The organism is Streptomyces aurantiacus (genome assembly GCF_001418335.1).
Lineage (GTDB): Bacteria > Actinomycetota > Actinomycetes > Streptomycetales > Streptomycetaceae > Streptomyces > Streptomyces aurantiacus.
In genome coordinates, this window is record NZ_LIPP01000018.1 from 1 (window position 1) to 18,926 (window position 18,926).

Annotated in this window: 10 protein-coding genes, 1 tRNA gene and 1 pseudogene; 5 read left to right on the forward strand and 7 right to left on the reverse strand. The window is 71.9% G+C overall.

Going from position 1 to position 18,926, the window contains the following annotated elements; all coding sequences use genetic code 11:
- The 3 genes and pseudogenes from AOK01_RS44620 to AOK01_RS02475 all read left to right on the forward strand — a co-directional run.
- Positions 1-120, forward strand: a pseudogene (locus AOK01_RS44620) (isochorismatase); the annotation flags it as partial.
- On the forward strand, positions 117-344 hold the full coding sequence (locus AOK01_RS02470; protein WP_055507882.1) for a phosphopantetheine-binding protein: 228 nt from the start codon (positions 117-119) through the stop codon (positions 342-344). The pseudogene AOK01_RS44620 and the gene AOK01_RS02470, both read left to right, overlap by 4 nt.
- A 20-nt stretch (positions 345-364) precedes the next feature.
- On the forward strand, positions 365-4,294 hold the full coding sequence (locus tag AOK01_RS02475; RefSeq protein WP_055507915.1) for a non-ribosomal peptide synthetase: 3,930 nt from the start codon (positions 365-367) through the stop codon (positions 4,292-4,294).
- A gap of 113 nt (positions 4,295-4,407) precedes the next feature.
- Here AOK01_RS02475 and fes read toward each other — a convergent pair whose 3' ends face one another.
- Positions 4,408-5,667 carry an enterochelin esterase gene (fes, locus tag AOK01_RS02480; protein WP_055507885.1) on the reverse strand — a complete coding sequence of 420 codons (1,260 nt, stop codon included), beginning with the start codon at positions 5,665-5,667 and terminating at the stop codon, positions 4,408-4,410.
- 177 nt (positions 5,668-5,844) lie between these two features.
- On the opposite strand from fes, the gene AOK01_RS02485 reads away from it, so the two are divergent.
- On the forward strand, positions 5,845-6,918 hold the full coding sequence (locus AOK01_RS02485) for a YncE family protein (protein ID WP_055507918.1): 1,074 nt from the start codon (positions 5,845-5,847) through the stop codon (positions 6,916-6,918).
- A 658-nt stretch (positions 6,919-7,576) separates the two neighbouring features.
- Positions 7,577-8,497 (forward strand): hypothetical protein, encoded by a 921-nt coding sequence (locus AOK01_RS44290; protein WP_055507888.1) that lies wholly within the window; start codon positions 7,577-7,579, stop codon positions 8,495-8,497.
- Between the two features lie 25 nt (positions 8,498-8,522).
- Here the strand turns inward: AOK01_RS44290 and AOK01_RS02500 are convergent, their stop codons facing one another.
- The 6 genes from AOK01_RS02500 to topA all read right to left on the reverse strand — a co-directional run bounded on the left by AOK01_RS02500 (position 8,523) and on the right by topA (position 18,665).
- Positions 8,523-8,732, reverse strand: a complete 210-nt coding sequence (locus tag AOK01_RS02500; RefSeq protein ID WP_169800092.1) for a hypothetical protein — start codon at positions 8,730-8,732, stop codon at positions 8,523-8,525.
- Positions 8,733-9,054: 322 nt separating this feature from the next.
- Positions 9,055-9,128: transfer RNA gene (locus tag AOK01_RS02505), tRNA-Thr, on the reverse strand.
- A gap of 145 nt (positions 9,129-9,273) precedes the next feature.
- Positions 9,274-10,920 (reverse strand): alpha/beta hydrolase, encoded by a 1,647-nt coding sequence (locus AOK01_RS02510; RefSeq protein ID WP_055507891.1) that lies wholly within the window; start codon positions 10,918-10,920, stop codon positions 9,274-9,276.
- A 165-nt stretch (positions 10,921-11,085) separates the two neighbouring features.
- Positions 11,086-12,291 (reverse strand): DNA polymerase III subunit delta', encoded by a 1,206-nt coding sequence (locus AOK01_RS02515; protein ID WP_055507893.1) that lies wholly within the window; start codon positions 12,289-12,291, stop codon positions 11,086-11,088.
- A gap of 187 nt (positions 12,292-12,478) precedes the next feature.
- Entirely contained in the window at positions 12,479-15,640 is a 3,162-nt protein-coding gene (gene tmk / locus AOK01_RS02520) for a dTMP kinase (RefSeq protein ID WP_055507895.1), read from the reverse strand.
- A 157-nt stretch (positions 15,641-15,797) separates the two neighbouring features.
- Positions 15,798-18,665 carry a type I DNA topoisomerase gene (gene topA, locus AOK01_RS02525; RefSeq protein ID WP_055507897.1) on the reverse strand — a complete coding sequence of 956 codons (2,868 nt, stop codon included), beginning with the start codon at positions 18,663-18,665 and terminating at the stop codon, positions 15,798-15,800.
- Between the last annotated feature and the right edge of the window lie 261 nt (positions 18,666-18,926).

Below are 18,926 nucleotides of genomic sequence, written 5' to 3' on the forward strand. Positions count from 1 at the left end.
GCCGACGCCGTCGCCGACTTCTCCCGCGAGGACCACGACATGGCCCTGCGCTGGGCCGCCGGCCGCTGCGCGGTCGTGACCACCACCGACGCGCTCTTCAAGGAGATCCGAACCCCATGACCCTCACCCGGGAACAGATCCGCGGTGACATCGCCGGCGCCCTCGGCGAGGACCCCGCGGACATACCCTTCGACGAGAACCTTCTCGACCACGGCCTCGACTCGGTCCGGATCATGACGCTGCTCGAACAGTGGCGCCGTGAACACGGCGTCGAGGCCGACTTCGCTGACCTCGCCGAACAGCCCGCCATCGATGCCTGGGCACCCCTGCTGGGGGCCTCGTGACCACCCCGGTGACCACCCCCGTGACCGCCCTCGTGACGGCCGGCGGCAGGACCGCGCCCGCCGGGCCAGTCACCGAACTCCCTCTGACAGCCGCCCAGTCGGGCATGTGGTACGCGCAGGCCCTCGATCCGCTGAGCCCCGCGCAGAACACCGCGGAGTGCCTGGAGATCGACGGACCGCTCGACGCCGCCGTGTTCGCCGCGGCTCTGCGACAGGTCACGGCCGAGGCCGACGTGCTGCGCGTCCGCGTCGAGGACACTCCGGACGGCCCCCGCCAACACCTGTGCGCCGGCATCGAGGTGCCGCTGACCGTGCACGACCTGCGCGACGCCGACGCCGACGCCGACGCCGACGACGCCGTCCCCCGGGCCGAGGCGTGGATGCGCGCCGACCTGGCCGAACCCTGCGACCTGGCGGCCGGTCCGCTGTTCCGGCACGCCCTGTTCCGGGTCGGTGAGGAGCGGTGGCTGTGGTATCAGCGCGTCCATCACCTCGTCATGGACGGCTTCGGCTACTCCCTGCTCGTACGGCGCACCGCGGAGGTCTACTCGGCGCTCGCGCGCGGCGAGGAACCCGCTCCGCGCACCTTCGGGACCCTGGCCGAACTCGTCGCGCAGGACGCCGAGTACCGGTCCTCGGACGCCTTCGTGGCCGACCGCGCCCACTGGGGGCGCGCCTTCGCCGACCGGCCCGAAGCACCCCGGCTCGCGGGCCGCGGCGCGCTGCCCTCGCGCACGTTCCGCCGCCGCACGGCGTACCTGGCCCCCGACACCACCGAGCGGCTGCGCGACCTGGCGGCCCGGACCCGTGCGACCTGGCCGGACGTCCTCATCGCCGCGCAGGCGCTGTACACCGCCCGCGCGACCGCGCGGCAGGAGGTCGTGCTCGGGCTGCCGATGATGGGCCGCCTGGGGTCGGTCGCGCTGCGCGTGCCGGGCATGGTGATGAACGTGCTGCCGCTGCGGCTGGCCGTCTCCCCCGACGCGACCTTCGCCGAACTGGTGCGCCAAGTGGTGCTCGGTGTGCGGGAGATACGCCGCCACCAGCGCTACCGCTACGAGGACATCCGCCGCGACCTGGGGCTCCTGGGCGAGAACCGGAGCCTGGTCGGTCCGCTCGTCAACGTCATGCCGTTCGACTACGGAGTGGACTTCGCCGGCGCCCCCGCCCGGGCCCGGAACCTGTCCGCGGGCCCCGTGGACGATCTGACGGTCAACATCTACGACCGGGCCGACGGCCGCGGCCTGCGCGTCGACCACGACGGCAACCCGGCCCTGTACGAGGACAGCGACCTCGCGGCCCACCAGGAACGCTTCCTGGGTCTCCTGGACCGGCTCTGTGCCGGCGACCCGCAACTGCCGCTCTCCACCCACGGCATCGCGACGCCGGCCGAAGAGGCCCTGGTCGTCGACGAGTTCAACCGCACGGACCGCGAGGTGCCCCCGACCACGCTCATCGGCCCCATCGAGTCGCGTGCCGCCCGGACCCCGGACGCCACGGCACTGCTGTACGGGGACAGCGTGCTGACCTACGCGGAACTCAACGCCCGCGCCAACCGGCTGGCCCGGCATCTGCGGACCCTCGGCGCACGCCCCGGAGCGGTGGTGGCCGTCTCGGTGCCGCGCTCGGTGGAGCTGGTCGTCTCCCTGCTCGCCGTGCTGAAGGCGGGGGCCGCGTATCTGCCGCTCGATCCGGACTATCCGGCGCGGCGGCTCACGTACATGCTCCAGGACGCGCAGCCGGTATGCGCCGTCACGGACCGGGCGGGACGGCTGCCCGGCGACGCCGGTACCCCGCTCGTGGTCCTGGACGGGCTCGACGTGTCCGCCCACCTGCCGGTCGACCCGGCACGGGCCCTCACGCCCGCCCACCCGGCCTACGTCATCTACACGTCGGGATCCACCGGGCGGCCCAAGGGCGTCGTCGTCCCGCACGGAGCGATCGACAACCGGCTGCGCTGGATGCAGCACACCTACGGGCTGACCGCCGAGGACCGGGTGCTGCAGAAGACCCCGTCGTCGTTCGACGTGTCCGTGTGGGAGTTCTTCTGGCCGCTCCGCGAGGGCGCCGCACTCGTCCTCGCCGAGCCGGGCGGGCACAAGGACCCGGCCTACCTGGCGCGCCTGATCCGCGAACGGTCCGTCAGCACCTGTCACTTCGTGCCGTCGATGCTCCAGGTCTTCCTGGCCGACGCGGACACGGCCGGGTGCGACGCGCTGCGGAGGGTCTTCTGCAGCGGCGAGGCACTGCCGAGAGAGACCGCGAACGCCTTCGGACGGGCACTGCCGGACGTGGAACTGCACAACCTGTACGGACCGACGGAGGCCGCCGTCGACGTCACCCACCACGCCTGCGCACCGGCCGGCACCGGCCCGGTACCGATCGGGCGGCCGGTGTGGAACACCCGCCTGTACGTCCTCGACGCCGCGCTCCAGCCGTGCCCGCCGGGCATACCGGGTGAACTGTTCCTGGCGGGAGAGCAGTTGGCCGACGGCTATCTGAACCGCCCGGAGCTGACCGCGTCCCGGTTCGCCGCCGACCCCTTCGGGGCGCCTGGCGCACGGATGTACCGCACCGGCGATCTGGCGCGCTGGACCGCCGGGGGCGAGGTCGAGTACCTCGGCCGCACCGACCACCAGGTGAAGCTGCGCGGGCAGCGCGTCGAACTCGGCGAGGTCGAGGCCGCGCTGACCGGGCAGCCGGGCGTGGACGGAGCCTGCGCCCTGGTGCGGGAGGACCGGCTCGTCGGATACGTCACCGGCGGCGCCGACCCCACCACCGTACGGGCGGCGCTGGCGCGCGAGCTGCCGGAGCATCTGGTGCCGGCGGCGGTCGTCGCCCTCGAAGCGTTCCCGCTGAGCCCCAACGGCAAGCTGGACCGGCGCGAACTGCCCGCTCCCGTCTACGCGGGCGGCCCGGACGCCCGTCGCCCCGCGGGCCCCCGCGAGGAGACGCTGACCCGGCTCTTCGCGGAGGTCCTCGGCGTCGAACGGCCCGGCCCCGACGACGCCTTCTTCGACCTCGGCGGCACCTCGCTGCTCGCGGTACGGCTGGTGAACCGTATACGGGAGGAGTTCGGCGCCGAGCTGACCATCGGCTCACTGTTCGAGGCGCCCACCCCGGCCGCGCTCGCCGCCCGCCTCGCCGACGCGGGCCTCGCGGCCGAGGACGCGCTGGACGTCGTACTACCCCTGCGCGCCGAGGGGGACCGGCCCCCGCTGTTCGCGTTCCATCCCGCGGGCGGGATCGCCTGGTGCTACGCGGGTCTCGCCGCGAGGCTCGGGCCGGGACAGCCGGTGTACGGCATCCAGGCGCGCGGCCTGATCGGTGACGAACCGCTGCCCCGCACGCTCCAGGAACAGGCGGCCGACTACGTCGGGCACATCCGGGCGGTCCGCCCGCACGGCCCCTACCGCCTTCTCGGCTGGTCGGTCGGCGGAATCCTCGCGCACACGGTGGCCACCCTGCTCCAGGAGGCCGGTGAGACGGTCGACCTCCTGGCGCTGCTCGACGCGTTCCCCGCCGAACAGTGGCGGGAGCGGCCCGCGCCCGAGGAGGGCGACGCGCTCACCGCCGTGCTGCGGATGGCGGGCTTCGACCGTGCCGGCGAGCGCACCCGGGACGACGTACTGGCCACGCTGCGCCGGGCGAGCAGCCCGCTCGCGGGACTCACCGACCACACCCTGTCGAGGATCGTCGACATCGTCCCCAACCACGCCCGCATGATGCGCGAGCACCACCACCGCCCGTACGACGGCGACGTGCTGTTCTTCACGGCCGCCGCCCCGCGGCCGGAGGACTGGCTGACCCGTGAGGCGTGGCGGCCGCACGTGCGAGGCGCGGTCGTCAATCACGACCTCGACTGCACGCACCCGCAACTGATGCGGGACCGGCACCTGGACACGGTCGCGGCGGCACTGGCGGCACGGCTCAAGGAACTCGGCGCATGAGCCGCGGGGCCGGTCCGTCCGCCCCGGGGCCAGAGGGCCGGGCACCGCTGCCGGCGTGGGGTCCCGGCACCGGGGTCCCGGCACCGGAGGGCCGGGCGTCCCCGCCGTGCGGTTCAGCCGCCGGAGAGCAACTCCACCAATCCGTCGGCCAGTTCGGTGCGCCAGCAGAGGTAGTCGTGGCCGCCGTTGAACTCGCGGTAGGCGGCGTTCTCGTAACCCGCGGCGGCGAGGGTGTCGCGCAGCCGGCGGGCGGCGGGGAGGGCCACCCATTCCTGCTCCCCGAAGGAGAGCCGAAAGCGCACAGGCCGGCGCGGTTCCCCGGCGACGCGTCCGGTCAGCCACTCCGCTTCCGGTCCGACGGGCCACCAGAAGGAGCCGGACTGGACGAGCGCGTTGCCGAAGCGGTGCGGAGCCGCAAGGGCCGCGTAGGCGGCGGTGAGTCCGCCGAGGCTCTGACCGGCGACCACCGTACGCGCGGGATCGTCGGTGACCGGCAGCCGGCCCGCCGCCCAAGGCAGCAGTTCGTCGACGAGGAAGGCCACGAACTCCGGCCGGCAGGTCAGTTCCGTCCAGCGGGTGCCGGGGTCCACCGAGTCCGGCAGGACGGCGGCGAGCGGCGGGACACGGCCGTCCGCGATGAGGTTGTCGAGCAGGTGGGCGACGCCGAGCCGGGGCTGCCAGTGCTCCCCGTCGAGCAGCACGAGCACCGGCAGCTTCGCCGGTTCCCGCACGGCCCCCGGTGGTTCGTACAGCCAGACACGCCGCTCGGTGCCGAGGCGCGCGCTCGCCACCCGGTGCTCGGTCACGGTCCCCCTGGCCACGCCCGGCCTCGGGTCCCAGTCGGACGAGTCGGGGGCGCCCGGAAGTTCGGCGTACGACACCGGGTCGCCGCCCCACCGGCGTGGCAGAGTACGGCTGTTGTACGGGTCGGCGTGACGCCTGGTCCGCAGCCACCGCCAGTACTCCGGTCCGCCCTGCTCCGGCCCTTCGCCCTCGTCGACGTGGAAGTCGTAGGTGCCGCGCCAGTCACGGCGCAGCCGGAGCGTCCAGTGCCAGACGTCGGTGCCGGGCGCCCGCTCCATCAGGTTGCCCTCGGGACGGCGGGGGTCGCCGAGCTTGTTGGGCAGGACCTGTACGGCGCGGGTGGCCGGGCCACCGCGCCAGAGGAAGGTCATGGCCACATGGTCGGCGCTGCCCTGCGGGTCGGCCGAGACGACCGGGGTGCCGCGCCTGCGCGCATCCGCCCAGAACGCCTCGACGGCCTGCGGGCCGGGCAGGGGGAGAACCGGTTCCGCCAGCCGCGGCAGCCTGTCGGGACGCGGGAGCCGGGGCGGGTGGTGGGGCGTGCGCTCAGGCGGCGTGCGGGCAAACATGCGTGGAGACTCCGGGCGTTCGGGAATGATCCGCAATATTCCTACTCAGATCACCACAACTGTCGCACACATCACACCGGAAACAAGCATTACTTAGGTAAGCCTAAGCTAACTTATCCTCAAGCAATCATCTCCTTCAAGGAGTTGACCCGCATGTTCTCCAAGGAGCTGACCCGCATGACCTCGTCCGCCCGCACCAGCCGTCGCACCGTTGTCCGCGCGGCGATCGCCGTCGCGCTCGTCTCCGGCAGCACCTTGACGGTGACCGGTACGGCGTCCGCCGGCACGTCCGGCACGTCCGGTACATCCGGTTCGACCGTCGAGTCCGCCCCGCTGGTGACCGGCCTCTACCAGTCCGCGTACTCGGAGCGGAACCACGTCCTGTGGGCGACCTCGGCCGTCGGCCGGCCGCCGGTCACCGACTCCCGTCTGCTGAAGGTGGATCCGCGCGCGCTGACCGTGGAGGCCACGTACACGCCGCCGGTCACCGACACGGCCACCGGCGCCGTCGAGGCGGTCTACGGCGTGGCTGTCGACGACGAGCACAACACGGTCTGGACGACGAACACCCGCAGCAACTCGGTCGCCGTCTACAGCCAGCGCACCGGCGCCCACCTCGCCACGCTCCCGAACGTGAGCCACGCGCGCGAGATCGTGGTCGACGAGCGCCACGACACCGTATGGGCCAGTGGCTTCGGCGACGGCACGCTCGTCGCCTTCGACACCCGCACCTTCAAGGAGAAGCAGCGCGTCACGGTCGCGGGTTCGGGGCCCACGGGTCTCGCCGTGAACGAGCGGACCGGCACGCTCTACGCCGCCGACCTCAGCAACGACCGGCTCATCCAGGTCTCCCGCGACTCCGCGACCCCGCGGTTCATCCCCACCGGTGACGGGCCGATCTCGGTCTCGCTCTCCCGGGACGGGCGCACCGCCTACACGGCCGACCAGACCGCCGGCGGCATCTCGGTCGTCGACCTGCGCGAGGGCACGGTCACCAGGTCCGTGGCGACCGGTGCGGGCGCCCTGTCCGTGGCCACCGACACCCGCTCCGGGAACGTCCTGGTCGCCAACCGCACGACGGCCACCGTGTCGGTCGTCGACCCACGCAAGGGCACCGTCAAGGAGTCCCTGGCCACGGGCGCCAACCCCAACCACGTCGAGGTGGCCGACGGCACCGCGTACGTGGTCGACAAGTCCGGGTCCGGCGCAGCCGGCGAGGACCAGGTCAACCGGATCAGCCTCGCTCGCTGAGACCGGGACGACGGCCCTCCCCGAGCGACAACGACCGCACAGACCGATGTGCCCGCGCACCACAGCGTGCGGGCACATCACCCCGTTCTCGCTCAGGTCACCTGGAGGCGAGGGTCCCGTCCGCCCGGTCTACGTCTCCCTCCACGAAGGCACCATCGCCGCCCTCAAGGCACGCACCGGCAAACGCGGCATGGCCACCTACGTCGAAGGCCTCATCCAGCGCCAACTGGAGCGCGACCGGCTGCGCGAACTCATCGAGGACGCCGAGGCCGAGGACATCCGCGTCGTCACCAGCTCCATCACCCTCGTCGAAGCCCGCGACCCCAAGACCAACCAGGCCCTCCCGAGGAGCTCTTCATGCTGTGCGGCACCGGCGTCCACATCAGCAAAATCTGACACCGTGCGAAGCCAGGGCAGCCGCAACCTCCCACTCGTTGCCGCTCAGCGCAACCATGTCCGACAACGGGCACCCACTGTGCGCGCTGAAGTAGACCGTCTTTCCGCACGGTCCGGACCGCCGGTAGCACCGGGGGCACCAGCCGCAGCTCACACACTTCCCCGTCCAAAAGCGCGGCAGCACCGCGCTCACCAGCGGAATCTCCTCCCTCGCATGCGCCCCGCAAGGTTGCGCACCCACCGCGTCCCCGGAGCCTCTCGCATGGCCACTGAGCCCGAACTTACGCCCGTAGTCGACTTCCTGAGCGAGCACAGCCCCAGTAAGAGCTGCGTCATGGCCTTGATCGGTCCGTACCACGGCTCTCGGTCTCTCACCGGAGTGTTGACCTGTAAAGACAAGCACCACGCGTACCAAGCCGTCCAGCTACTGCGCCGAGCGCTGGCCGCCCGCGACACCGCCGCCGTCGCGGAAGACCTGCGTGCTCTGGCCGCGGCACTACCGGACGCTCCCGCCGGCTCGCTGCGCACGGCTACGGCCCATGCAGCGTCAGGAACCTGGCCCGCCCCCGCAGGCACGACGTTCTGTCCGCCTGTCGAAAACCCTAGGGAGGATGGGGGTACACAAGGCGACGAGGCCTCCGCCGTGTCAGAGTCAGCAACGCCCCATGGAGCTCGTCTGAAGGACCTGCCAGGCAAGGTCGTACGCATCTCCCACCTGCGCGAGTTCCACATCACCGACGAGGACGCACTCATACGCGCGGCGATGGATGCGGATTGGGATCCGTTGCCCTCGTCCGAGTTGGCCGAGGACGACCCGCGCGACCTGATCGGCGCCGTGATGACCCTGACCGAAAGCGGTAGTTGGATCACCGGCGCGGACACCTTGGAAGACCAGAGCGAGGCAGGACGCCTCTGTCGTCATCGCATCGGTCCTGGGTCCGTGGCGGGGGCCCTGACCGGGGTGGCCGACGGGCTGGCCACTGGTCTGGCCTGGGGCTTCCTCCAGGCCAGGTACGAATCGTTCACGCTCGCCCGATGGTGGCTCGCCCTGCGTGGCCAAGTGCCATGGCGGTTGATGTCATTTCTTGCGGATGCACATCGGCGGGGAGTGCTGCGGCAGGTCGGAGCCACTTACCAGCTCCGCCACGCCGAACTGCAGCGTCGCCTCGCCGGAAGGACGTGAGCCAATTCCCGTCGGAGACGCCGGTTCAATCCCCTTGCGACTCACCCGTGGCGGAAGGCGTCGCGTGCGCGGTGATGGTGAGACCGGAGAAGTCCCTGCCCTGGACGACAGGGCCGTACTGCGTGCCCCCGCTGACCTGGTTCGTCACCGCACCTTCACCCGTGCACACCGACTCCGCCTGCCGCCACCAGCTCTCCAGGGCGAGGCGAAACTCCGCGTCGAGCGCAGCGCGCACCAGAACCCCGATCATCAGATCGACGCACTACTCCGCCACGGCGTCGACCGCGACAACATCCACGTCGATGTCGCCAGCGGCGCGAAGACGTCCCGCCCGAAGCTTGACCTCGTCATGCGGCTGCTGCGCTCCCAGGCAGTACCGCTTGGCGACAGCTGGAGGTATGGAACAACGGCAGAGCGTTCGTCGGCATGCCTCTGCGCGCGCTCTTGGCCACCGGTCGCCTACGGCGGCAGCTCCCGGACCTGGCTGATGCCACGCCATAAGGTAAAGGATAGAGAAAAACCCCAGGTCACGGCGAGTGAGTCCTGGGGTTCCTCAGAGCCGCCTTCGGGATTCGAACCCGAGACCTACGCATTACGAGTGCGTTGCTCTGGCCAGCTGAGCTAAGGCGGCGTGTTGCCAGCACTATGGTGCGATCGGCAACGTCAGCAAGTCTACACAGTTTCCGGGGGTGCTCCGTACCTGCCCTGGAGGCACCCCCGGTCGGCTCGTCGGCGGCTTGGCCGCGGCTCGGCCGTCCCCTGCAGCCGCTCGGTGATCAGGTCGCCGAGCAGCGCTTTTCGTTCTTCGGAGCGGCGCCTTCGAGGAGGTAGCTGTTGATCGCGGAGTCGATGCACTCGCTGCCGCGCCCGTACGCCGTGTGGCCGTCGCCCTCGTAGGTGAGGAGCGTTCCGGAGGAGAGCTGGGCGGCGAGTGACTGCGCCCAGGAGTAGGGGGTCGCGGGGTCCCTGGTGGTGCCCACCACGACGATGGGCGCGGCGCCCTTCGCCTCGATCCGGCGGGGCTCACCCGTCGGCCTCACCGGCCAGTAGGCGCAGTTCAGTGAGGCCCAGGCCAGGCCCTCGCCGAAGACCGGGGAGGCCTTCTCGAAGTCGGGGACGCCCTTCTCGACCTCCTCCGGAGAGGTGAAGGCGGCGGGCAGGTCCAGGCAGTTGACGGCCGCGTTGGCGGACATCAGATTCGCGTAGCGGCCGTCCGCGTCCCGCTCGTAGTAGCTGTCGGACAGGGTGAGCAGGCCCGCGCCGTCCTTGCCCTTCATGGCCGTGCCGAGGGCCTCGCGCAGTTGCTCCCAGGCCCCCTCGTCGTACATCGCGGCGATGACGCCCGTCGTGGCCAGCGCCTCGCCCAGCTTCCGGCCGTCCGCGTCACCCGCGTCGATGGGGGCGGAGTCCAGCCGCCGGAAGAACGCCTTCAGGTTCTTGCCGGCCTGCTCCGGCGATGTGCCCGCCCCGCCCAGCGGGCAGTCGGACCGATGTACGCAGTCCTTCGCGAAGGACCGGAACGCCGTCTCGAAGCCGGCCGTCTGGTCCTGGTTCATCTTCCGTGCCGACAGGGACGGGTCCATCGCTCCGTCCAGGACCAGCCTGCCCACGCGCTCCGGATACAGGCCCGCGTAGGTCGCCCCGAGGAACGTGCCGTACGAGGCCCCCACGTAGGTCAGCTTCTCGTCGCCCAGCGCGGCCCGTACGAGGTCCATGTCCCGGGCCGCCTCGACCGTGGACACATGGCGCAGCAGATTCGCCGAGCGCTGTCCGCAGGCCGCCGCGAACGCCTTGAAGGCGTCGACCAGTTCACCGGTCTCACGCGCGTCGTCGGGGGTCGTGTCCGTCTGCGTGTACGTGTCCATCCGCCGCCCGGTGAGGCATTCGACGGGCTCGCTGCGCGCGACGCCTCGCGGGTCCACCGCGACCATGTCGTAGCGGGCGCGCACCTTCGCCGGGTAGCCGACGCCCGCATACGACTGGAGGTAGTCGACCGCCGATCCGCCCGGCCCACCGGGGTTCACCAGCAGCGAACCGAGGCGCTTGCCCGGCCCCGTGGCCTTCTTGCGGGCCACCGCCAGCCGGATGTCGCCCTTGGCCGGCTCGGCGTAGTCGAGCGGCGCCTTCAGCGTGCCGCACTCGAATCCGGAGACACCGCAGGCCCGCCAGTTCGGCCGCTGGCCGTAGTACGAGGCCAGCGCGGACGGCGTGGCCTCGGGCAGCGCGCGCAGCACCACCGACCCGACCGGGCTCGCGGAGCTCGTCGAACTCCCCGCGGAGCAGGCGGAGACAGCGGAGACGAGGAGTCCGGCGACGGCGAACAGCGTGCCGTACGCGCGGACGGATCGGACAGACCGGTGGGATCCGACAGACCGGTGGGATCGGTGGGCCCTGAGTGACCTGGGCCGGCGCCTGGAGTACATCGAACGAGCGTAACCCTGCGCGGCGACTTGATTGCCCAGAGTCGCGAGCACGCCTCGTACGAGTGAGGGCGTCAACCCGTCGCGGACGGTCCCGTGTGACCGGCTCGGGGGTGGCGAGGGGAGCGGGCAGACTCCCCCGATACCGCCACACCCTCACCACACCCCTCACCCCGCCCGCAACGCCATCGTCATGGCCTCCACCGCCAGCAGCGGTGCCACGTTCCGGTCCAGTGCCTCGCGGCAGGCGGCGATCGCCTCTATCCGGCGCAGGGTGGCCTCGGGCGACGACCCGCGGGCCAGCCGGTCCAGCGTGTCCCGCATCTCCGTGTTGGAGAGGGCGAGGTCCGTGCCGAACTGGAGGGCGAGTACGTCGCGGTAGAAAGCCGTGAGGTCGATCAGGGCCAGGTCCAGGCTGTCACGCTGCGTACGCGTCTTGCGGCGCTTCTGCCTGTCCTCCAACTCCTTCATCACGCCCGCGGTGCCACGCGGCATACGGCCGCCCTGCGCCGCGCCGAGGGCCGCCTTCATGTCCTCGGTCTCCTTGACGTCGGTCTCCTCGGCGACCTGCTTGGCGTCCTCGGACGCCGCGTCGATCAGCTCCTGGGCCGATCTGAGGCAGGCGCCCACGTCGTCGACCCGGAGCGGCAGCTTGAGGACGGCGGCTCGGCGCGCGCGGGCCCGCTCGTCCGTGGCGAGACGGCGGGCACGCCCGATGTGGCCCTGCGTGGCACGGGCCACGGCAGCCGCTATGTCCGGCTCGATGCCGTCGCGGCGTACGAGGACATCGGCGACCGCGGCCACCGGGGGCGTCCGGAGCGTGAGGTGCCGGCACCGGGAGCGGATCGTGGGCAGCACGTCCTCCAGGGAGGGCGCGCACAGCAGCCAGACCGTACGGGGGGCGGGCTCCTCGACTGCCTTCAGCAGCACGTTGCCCGCGCCCTCGGTGAGGCGGTCGGCGTCCTCCATGACGATGACCTGCCACCGTCCGACCGCCGGGGACAGCTGGGCGCGGCGGACCAGGTCGCGGGTCTCCTTGACACCGATGGAGAGCAGGTCGGTGCGGATGACCTGCACGTCCGCGTGCGTACCGATCAGGCTCGTGTGGCAGCCGTCGCAGAATCCGCAGCCGGGGATTCCGCCGAGGGCGCGGTCGGGGCTCGTGCACTGGAGCGCCGCCGCGAAGGCACGCGCAGTGGTGGAACGGCCCGAACCCGGTGGCCCCGTGAAGAGCCAGGCGTGCGTCATCTTCGACGCCTCGGGCAACGGCGTGCCGGCCCCGACCGCGGTGACCAGGGCGTCGGCGTCCCGCGCGGCGGCCTCAAGCTGCCCGCTCACCTTCTCCTGGCCCACCAGGTCGTCCCATACGGTCATGGGGTGCCGCCCTTTCGTCGCACCTGTGCCTGCCGCGTCCCATTGTGCGGGAGGGCACTGACAACGAGGGCCCGTGGCGTGCGCCCGGCGCGAAGCCGGAGCCGGCACCACCTGACACCACCTACCCGGCACGACCCCGCCAGTATCGGCCCCGGCGGCGTCAGCGGTGGCGTCAGCGGCTCCGGCGTCAGCGGCGTCGGCGCCCGCGTCCCTCGTCCGGCTCGTCGTCGTCCCGCGGGCCCAGCAGCTCGTCCGCCAGTGTCGGCAGATCGTCCAGCGGGGTCTCCTCCGCCCAGTCCGAACGGGCACGTCGGCGCGGCACGCCCTCCGCGTCGACCTGCGGCAACTCACGCGTACGGGCGGCGTCGCGAGTGTCGGCGGCCTCGGGGGGCGGTCGGAATCCGGGCTCCTCGTCACGGTAGTACCCGGGCGGCACCCGGTCCTCGGGTCCGTTCTCCCGCTCGCCGCCACGGTTGTCCCGTACCGGGGGAAGGACCGCCGTCTCGTCCGCGCCGCGTTCCTCCCGGACCGGAGGCAGCACGGCCGTCTCGTCGGCGGCGCCCTGCGGCGCCGGCGGCTGCGGCAGCACGGCTGTCTCGTCGGCCGGGCCACCGGACGCGTTCGTGGGCGTCACGACGGGCGTCTGCACCGTGCTCTCGTTGTCGGTGCCGCTGTCGGTGCCGCTGTCGGTGTCGGCCGCCGGGTCAGCAGTCGGGACAGCCGCCGCGTCGGCAGCCACCGCCGCCGCTGCCGCCGTGGCAGCCGCCGAGGCCGCGGCCTCCGCCGCCCGCCGCGCCTCCTCGGCCCGGACCAGCGCCTCCTCGGCCTTCCGCCGCTCCGCCAGGCGCCGCTCCTCGGCCTCCGCCCGGAGCCGCGCCTCCTCCTCGGCCTGCTTGCGCCGGCGCTCCTCCTCGGCCGCGCGGGCCTTCTCCTCCGCGAGTTTCCGGGCCCGTTCCTGCTCGGCACGCACGCGTGCCGCCTCCGCGCGCTCCCGGGCCAACTCGGCCTGCCGCTCGGCCTCGCGCCGCTGGGCCTCCTCCAGTTCGCGCTGCTTGCGCTCTTCCTCCTCGGCGCGCAGCTTGGCGAGCTGCTCCTGGCGCTCGCGCTCCAGCCGCTCCTCCTCGGCCTTGCGGGCAGCCTCTTCCTCGGCCTTGCGGCGTGCCTCTTCCTCGGCTGCCTTGCGGGCCTCCTCCTTGGCCGTGATCTCGGCCTCGGAGAGCGGCAGCACCACGTCGAGCCGGTGCCGGATCACGGTCGTGACGGCTTCGGGCTCCTGCCCGGCGTCGACGACCAGGTACCGGCCGGGATCGGCGGCGGCCAGCGTCAGGAAACCCGACCGCACGCGCGTGTGGAACTCGGCGGGCTCCGACTCCAGCCGGTCCGGCGCCTCCGTGAACCGCTCGCGCGCGGCCTCCGGCGACACGTCGAGGAGCACCGTCAGATGCGGTACGAGCCCGTCCGTCGCCCAGCGGTTGATGCGCGAGACCTCGGTCGGGGACAGGTCGCGCCCCGCTCCCTGGTAGGCCACCGAGGAGTCGATGTACCGGTCCGAGACCACGACCGCGCCCCGTTCGAGCGCGGGCCGCACCACGGTGTCCACGTGCTCCGCGCGGTCGGCGGCGTACAGCAGCGCCTCCGCGCGGTGCGACAGTCCCGCCGACGACACGTCGAGCAGGATCGACCGCAGCCGCTTCCCGACGGGTGTGGCGCCTGGCTCACGTGTCACCACGACCTCGTGCCCCTTGGCGCGGATCCACTCCGCGAGCGCCTCGGCCTGGGTCGACTTGCCGGCCCCGTCACCGCCCTCCAGAGCGATGAAGAACCCGGCGTCGGTGGGCGCCTGCACCGGGTCGTCCCCGCCGCGCAGCGCGTCCCGCAGGTCGTGCCGCAGGGGCACTCCGGAGCGGTCGTCGGCCTTGGCGAGGACCAGCGCGGCCACCGGCAGCAGCAGCGCGCCGACCAGTATCAGTGTGAAGGCGGCGCCGCCGTGCGCGAACACGAACTTGCCGTTCTCCAGCCGGTGCGGACCGATGGCGCCCGCCACCAGCGGCGCCACCAGGACACCGACGGCCACGAAGACCCGTACGACCGCGTGCAGGTGTTCCGTCGTACGCGGTCGCCGGTAGTCCTCGGCCTCCTGGTCGAGCAGGGTGTGCCCGGTGTTCGCGGCGACGCCCGCGCCGATGCCCGCGAGGCCGGCGATCAGCAGCACGGTGGTGACGTCCGGTACGAGGCCTGCGGCGAGCAGCGCGATGCCCGTGAAGGCGATCGCAAGGGCGAGCAGCCGCCGGCGCGACAGGGACGGCAGCAGCCTGGCGGCCGTACGGATGCCGATCACGACACCGCCGGTCAGCGCGAGCACCAGCAGCCCGTACGTCACCGGGCCGCCGCCCAGGTCCTTGGCGTGCAGTACGGCTACGGCGACGGCGGCGGCGATCGCTCCGGCGACGGCCCCGCAGGCGAGCACCAGGAGCGGTACGGCTCCCGTGCGGCCCTTGTCGATGTCCGAACCCGTCCTCGGGCGGCGCAGCCCTTCGAGCGGCGACCGCGCGCGCGGGGTGCGGGTGTCGGGCAGTTCGAGGAAGGTGAGCACCGAGAGGGACGCGGCGAACAGGCCCGCGGCGACGTACGAGGCGAGCGCCGCCTGGTGCTGGTCGAACCACGCGAGGCCGGCGCCCAGCAGGTTGTTGAGGAGCCCGGCGACGACGAGCGCCGCCGCCGCGAGGGGCGCCGTGACGAATCCCGTACGCAGTGCGAGGCGTCGCAGGGCGTCCATGTGGTCCGGCAGCGGTCGTACGGTCGCGCCCTCCAGCGGCGGCGCGGGCAGCAGAGCGGGCGCCGCGCTCTCGCGGCACACCGTCCAGAAGCGCTCGGCGACCCCGACCACGAACGCCGTGACCAGGAGCACGGCCAGCGCGTTCCCGGGTGTCCAGTCGATCCACAGGGGCGCGATGATCAGCAGTACGGCCCGTACGCCGTCGGCGCCCACCATGGTCCAGCGGCGGTCGAGCGGACCGTCCTTGGAGGTGAGGGTGGTGAGCGGGCCGAGAAGTACCGCTCCGAAGAGCAGCGTCGCGAGGATCCGTGCCCCGAAGACCGCCGACACGGCGAGGGCCACTCCGCGGTAGCCGCCTCCGAAGGAGGCGTCGGACACCGCCGCCTGAAGGGCCAGCAGAACCAGCACGAGCAGGGCGAGGGCGTCGCCGACGCCGCCCACCAGCTGGGCGCTCCACAGGCGCCTCAGCTGAGGTACGCGCAGCAGCGCCCGGACGGCTCGCTCGCGCGAATCCGCGACCAGGGCGTCGTCGGGGGCCGGATGGTGGGCCGTTGGCTGCTCGGCTCGCGTCATCCCGCCAGCCTATCCGGCCGGGCCCGGTACCCGAATAGGGCCCCGAACATGCGAACGCCCCCGACACCACATGGTGGCGGGGCGTTCGTTCGGCGAACCGAAGGTGAAGAACTCGGTCCACCCTCGGACCGTCCTCGACCGGAAATGAAGAGCAGGGTCAGTCCTCGGTCGGCGCCTTGGCGGCCGAGGTCTTCTTCGCGGGCGCCTTCTTCGTGGCCGTCTTCTTGGCGGTGGTGGTCTTCTTGGCCGCCGTCGTCGTGGCCGCTGTCTTCTTTGCCGCGGTCTTCTTCGCCGGCGCCTTCTTGGCGGGGGCCTTCTTCGCCGCCTTCTTGGCAGTCTTCTTGGCCGGCGCCTTCGCCCGCTTCTCCGCGAGCAGTTCGAAGCCCCGCTCCGGGGTGATCTCCTCGACGCTGTCGTCCGACCGCAGGGTCGCGTTGGTCTCGCCGTCGGTGACGTACGCGCCGAAGCGGCCGTCCTTGACGACGACCGGCTGCCCGCTGACGGGGTCGGCGCCGAGCTCCTTCAGCGGCGGCTTGGCGGCTGCGCGGCCGCGCTGCTTGGGCTGCGCGTAGATCGCCAGGGCCTCGTCGAGGGTGATCGTGAAGAGCTGGTCCTCGCTCGTCAGGGAGCGCGAGTCGGTGCCCTTCTTCAGGTACGGGCCGTAGCGGCCGTTCTGCGCGGTGATCTCCACGCCCTCGGCGTCCTTGCCGACGACGCGCGGCAGCGACATCAGCTTGAGCGCGTCCTGGAGCGTGACCGTGTCCAGGGACATCGTTTTGAAGAGCGAGGCCGTACGCGGCTTCACGGCGTTCTTGCCGGTCCTCGGGGTGCCCTCGGGGAGCACCTCGGTGACGTACGGGCCATAGCGGCCGTCCCTGGCGATGATCTGGTGGCCGGACTCCGGGTCGGCGCCCAGCTCGAAGTCACCGCTCGGCTTGGCGAGCAGCTCCTCCGCGAGCTCGACGGTCAGCTCGTCGGGAGCCAGGTCCTCGGGCACGTCGGCGCGCTGGTGGTTCTCGGAGTCCTTCTCACCGCGCTCGACGTACGGGCCGTAGCGGCCGACGCGCAGCTTGATGTCGCTGTCCTCCACGGAGAACGACGACACCTCGCGGGCGTCGATGGCACCGAGGTCGGTGACGAGCTCCTTGAGACCGCCGAGGTGGTCCCCGTCGCCGTTGCCGGCCTCCGCGGCGCCCGAGGTGTCCCCCGCTCCGTCCCCTACACCGTCGCCCACGCCGAAGTAGAAGCGCCTGAGCCACGGCACGGACCGGGCCTCGCCCCGCGCGATGCGGTCGAGGTCGTCCTCCATCCTGGCCGTGAAGTCGTAGTCGACGAGCCGCCCGAAGTGCTTCTCCAGCAGGTTGACCACGGCGAAGGACAGGAAGGAGGGCACGAGGGCCGTCCCCTTCTTGAACACATAGCCGCGGTCGAGGATCGTGCCGATGATCGACGCGTACGTCGACGGGCGGCCGATCTCGCGCTCCTCCAGCTCCTTGACCAGGCTGGCCTCGGTGTAGCGGGCCGGGGGCTTGGTCGCGTGGCCGTCGACCGAGATCTCCTCGGCGGACAGCGGGTCGCCCTCGCCGACCTGCGGGAGGCGGCGCTCGCGGTCGTCCAGCTCGGCGTTCGGGTCGTCCGCGCCCTCGACGTACGCCTTCAGGAAGCCGTGGAAGGTGATGGTCTTGCCGGACGCGCTGAACTCGGCGTCCCGGCCGTCGGAGGCCGCGCCCGCGATCTTCACGGTGACGGAGTTGCCGACCGCGTCCTTCATCTGGGAGGCGACGGTCCGCTTCCAGATCAGCTCGTACAGCCTGAACTGGTCACCGGTCAGACCCGTCTCGGCCGGCGTACGGAAACGGTCGCCGGAGGGGCGGATCGCCTCGTGCGCCTCCTGCGCGTTCTTGACCTTCCCGGCGTACGTACGCGGCTTGTCCGGCAGGTAGTTCGCGCCGTAGAGCTGCGTGACCTGCGCCCGGGCCGCGGTGATCGCGGTGTCCGAGAGGGTCGTGGAGTCCGTACGCATGTAGGTGATGAAGCCGTTCTCGTACAGCTTCTGCGCCACCTGCATCGTGGCCTTGGCGCCGAAGCCGAGCTTGCGGCTGGCCTCCTGCTGGAGGGTCGTCGTACGGAACGGCGCGTACGGCGAGCGTCGGTACGGCTTCGACTCGACGGAGCGTACGGAGAAGTTCGTGTTCTCCAGGGCGGCGGCGAGCGCGCGGGCGTTCGTCTCGTCCAGGTGGAGCGTGTTCGCGCCCTTGATCTGGCCGAGCGAGTCGAAGTCGCGGCCCTGGGCGACGCGCTTGCCGTCGACCGCGGTCAGCCGGGCGACCAGGTTCGACGGGTCGCTCCTGTCGCCTGCGCGGCCGGTGCCGAAGGTGCCGGTGAGGTCCCAGTACTCGGCGGAGCGGAAGGCGATGCGCTCGCGCTCCCGCTCGACGACGAGGCGGGTCGCCACGGACTGGACGCGGCCCGCCGACAGCCGCGGCATGACCTTCTTCCAGAGGACCGGCGAGACCTCGTAGCCGTAGAGGCGGTCGAGGATGCGGCGGGTCTCCTGGGCGTCGACCATGCGCTGGTTGAGCTCGCGCGGGTTGGCGACGGCGCTGCGGATCGCGTCCTTGGTGATCTCGTGGAAGACCATCCGGTGGACGGGGACCTTGGGCTTGAGGACCTCAAGGAGGTGCCACGCGATGGCCTCGCCCTCGCGGTCCTCATCGGTGGCGAGGAAGAGCTCGTCGGAATCCTTCAGCAGGTCCTTGAGCTTCTTGACCTGGGCCCTCTTGTCAGCGTTGACCACGTAGATCGGCTGGAAGTCGTTCTCGACGTCCACGCCGAGGCGGCGCACCTCGCCGGTGTACTGCTCGGGCACCTCCGCGGCGCCGTTGGGGAGGTCGCGGATGTGCCCGACACTCGCTTCGACGACGTATCCGGGGCCGAGATAGCCCTTGATCGTCTTCGCCTTGGCAGGCGACTCGACGATGACGAGTCGGCGGCCGCCGTGTGCGGTCTCGCTGGTCGGGGACAACTTCGCTCTTCTCTCCGGTCGACGCAGGGGGTCTCTCCCCAAGCCTGGAACCCGGGGTTCGGGTCATGCTGACGCTGCGGAGTGTGACGGTACATCCCGCCCCCGTGTCAAACGGGAAAAGCCCGCAACGGCCACTCGAACGGTAACCCGACTCCCGCCATTCCTGCCGCCCGGAGTGCCGACCTGCCGTTTCCACCGCATCCGGAGCGTGACTTCTCAATTACCGGAGAGGGGCGGACCTGATACCGGAGAGGGGCGGTT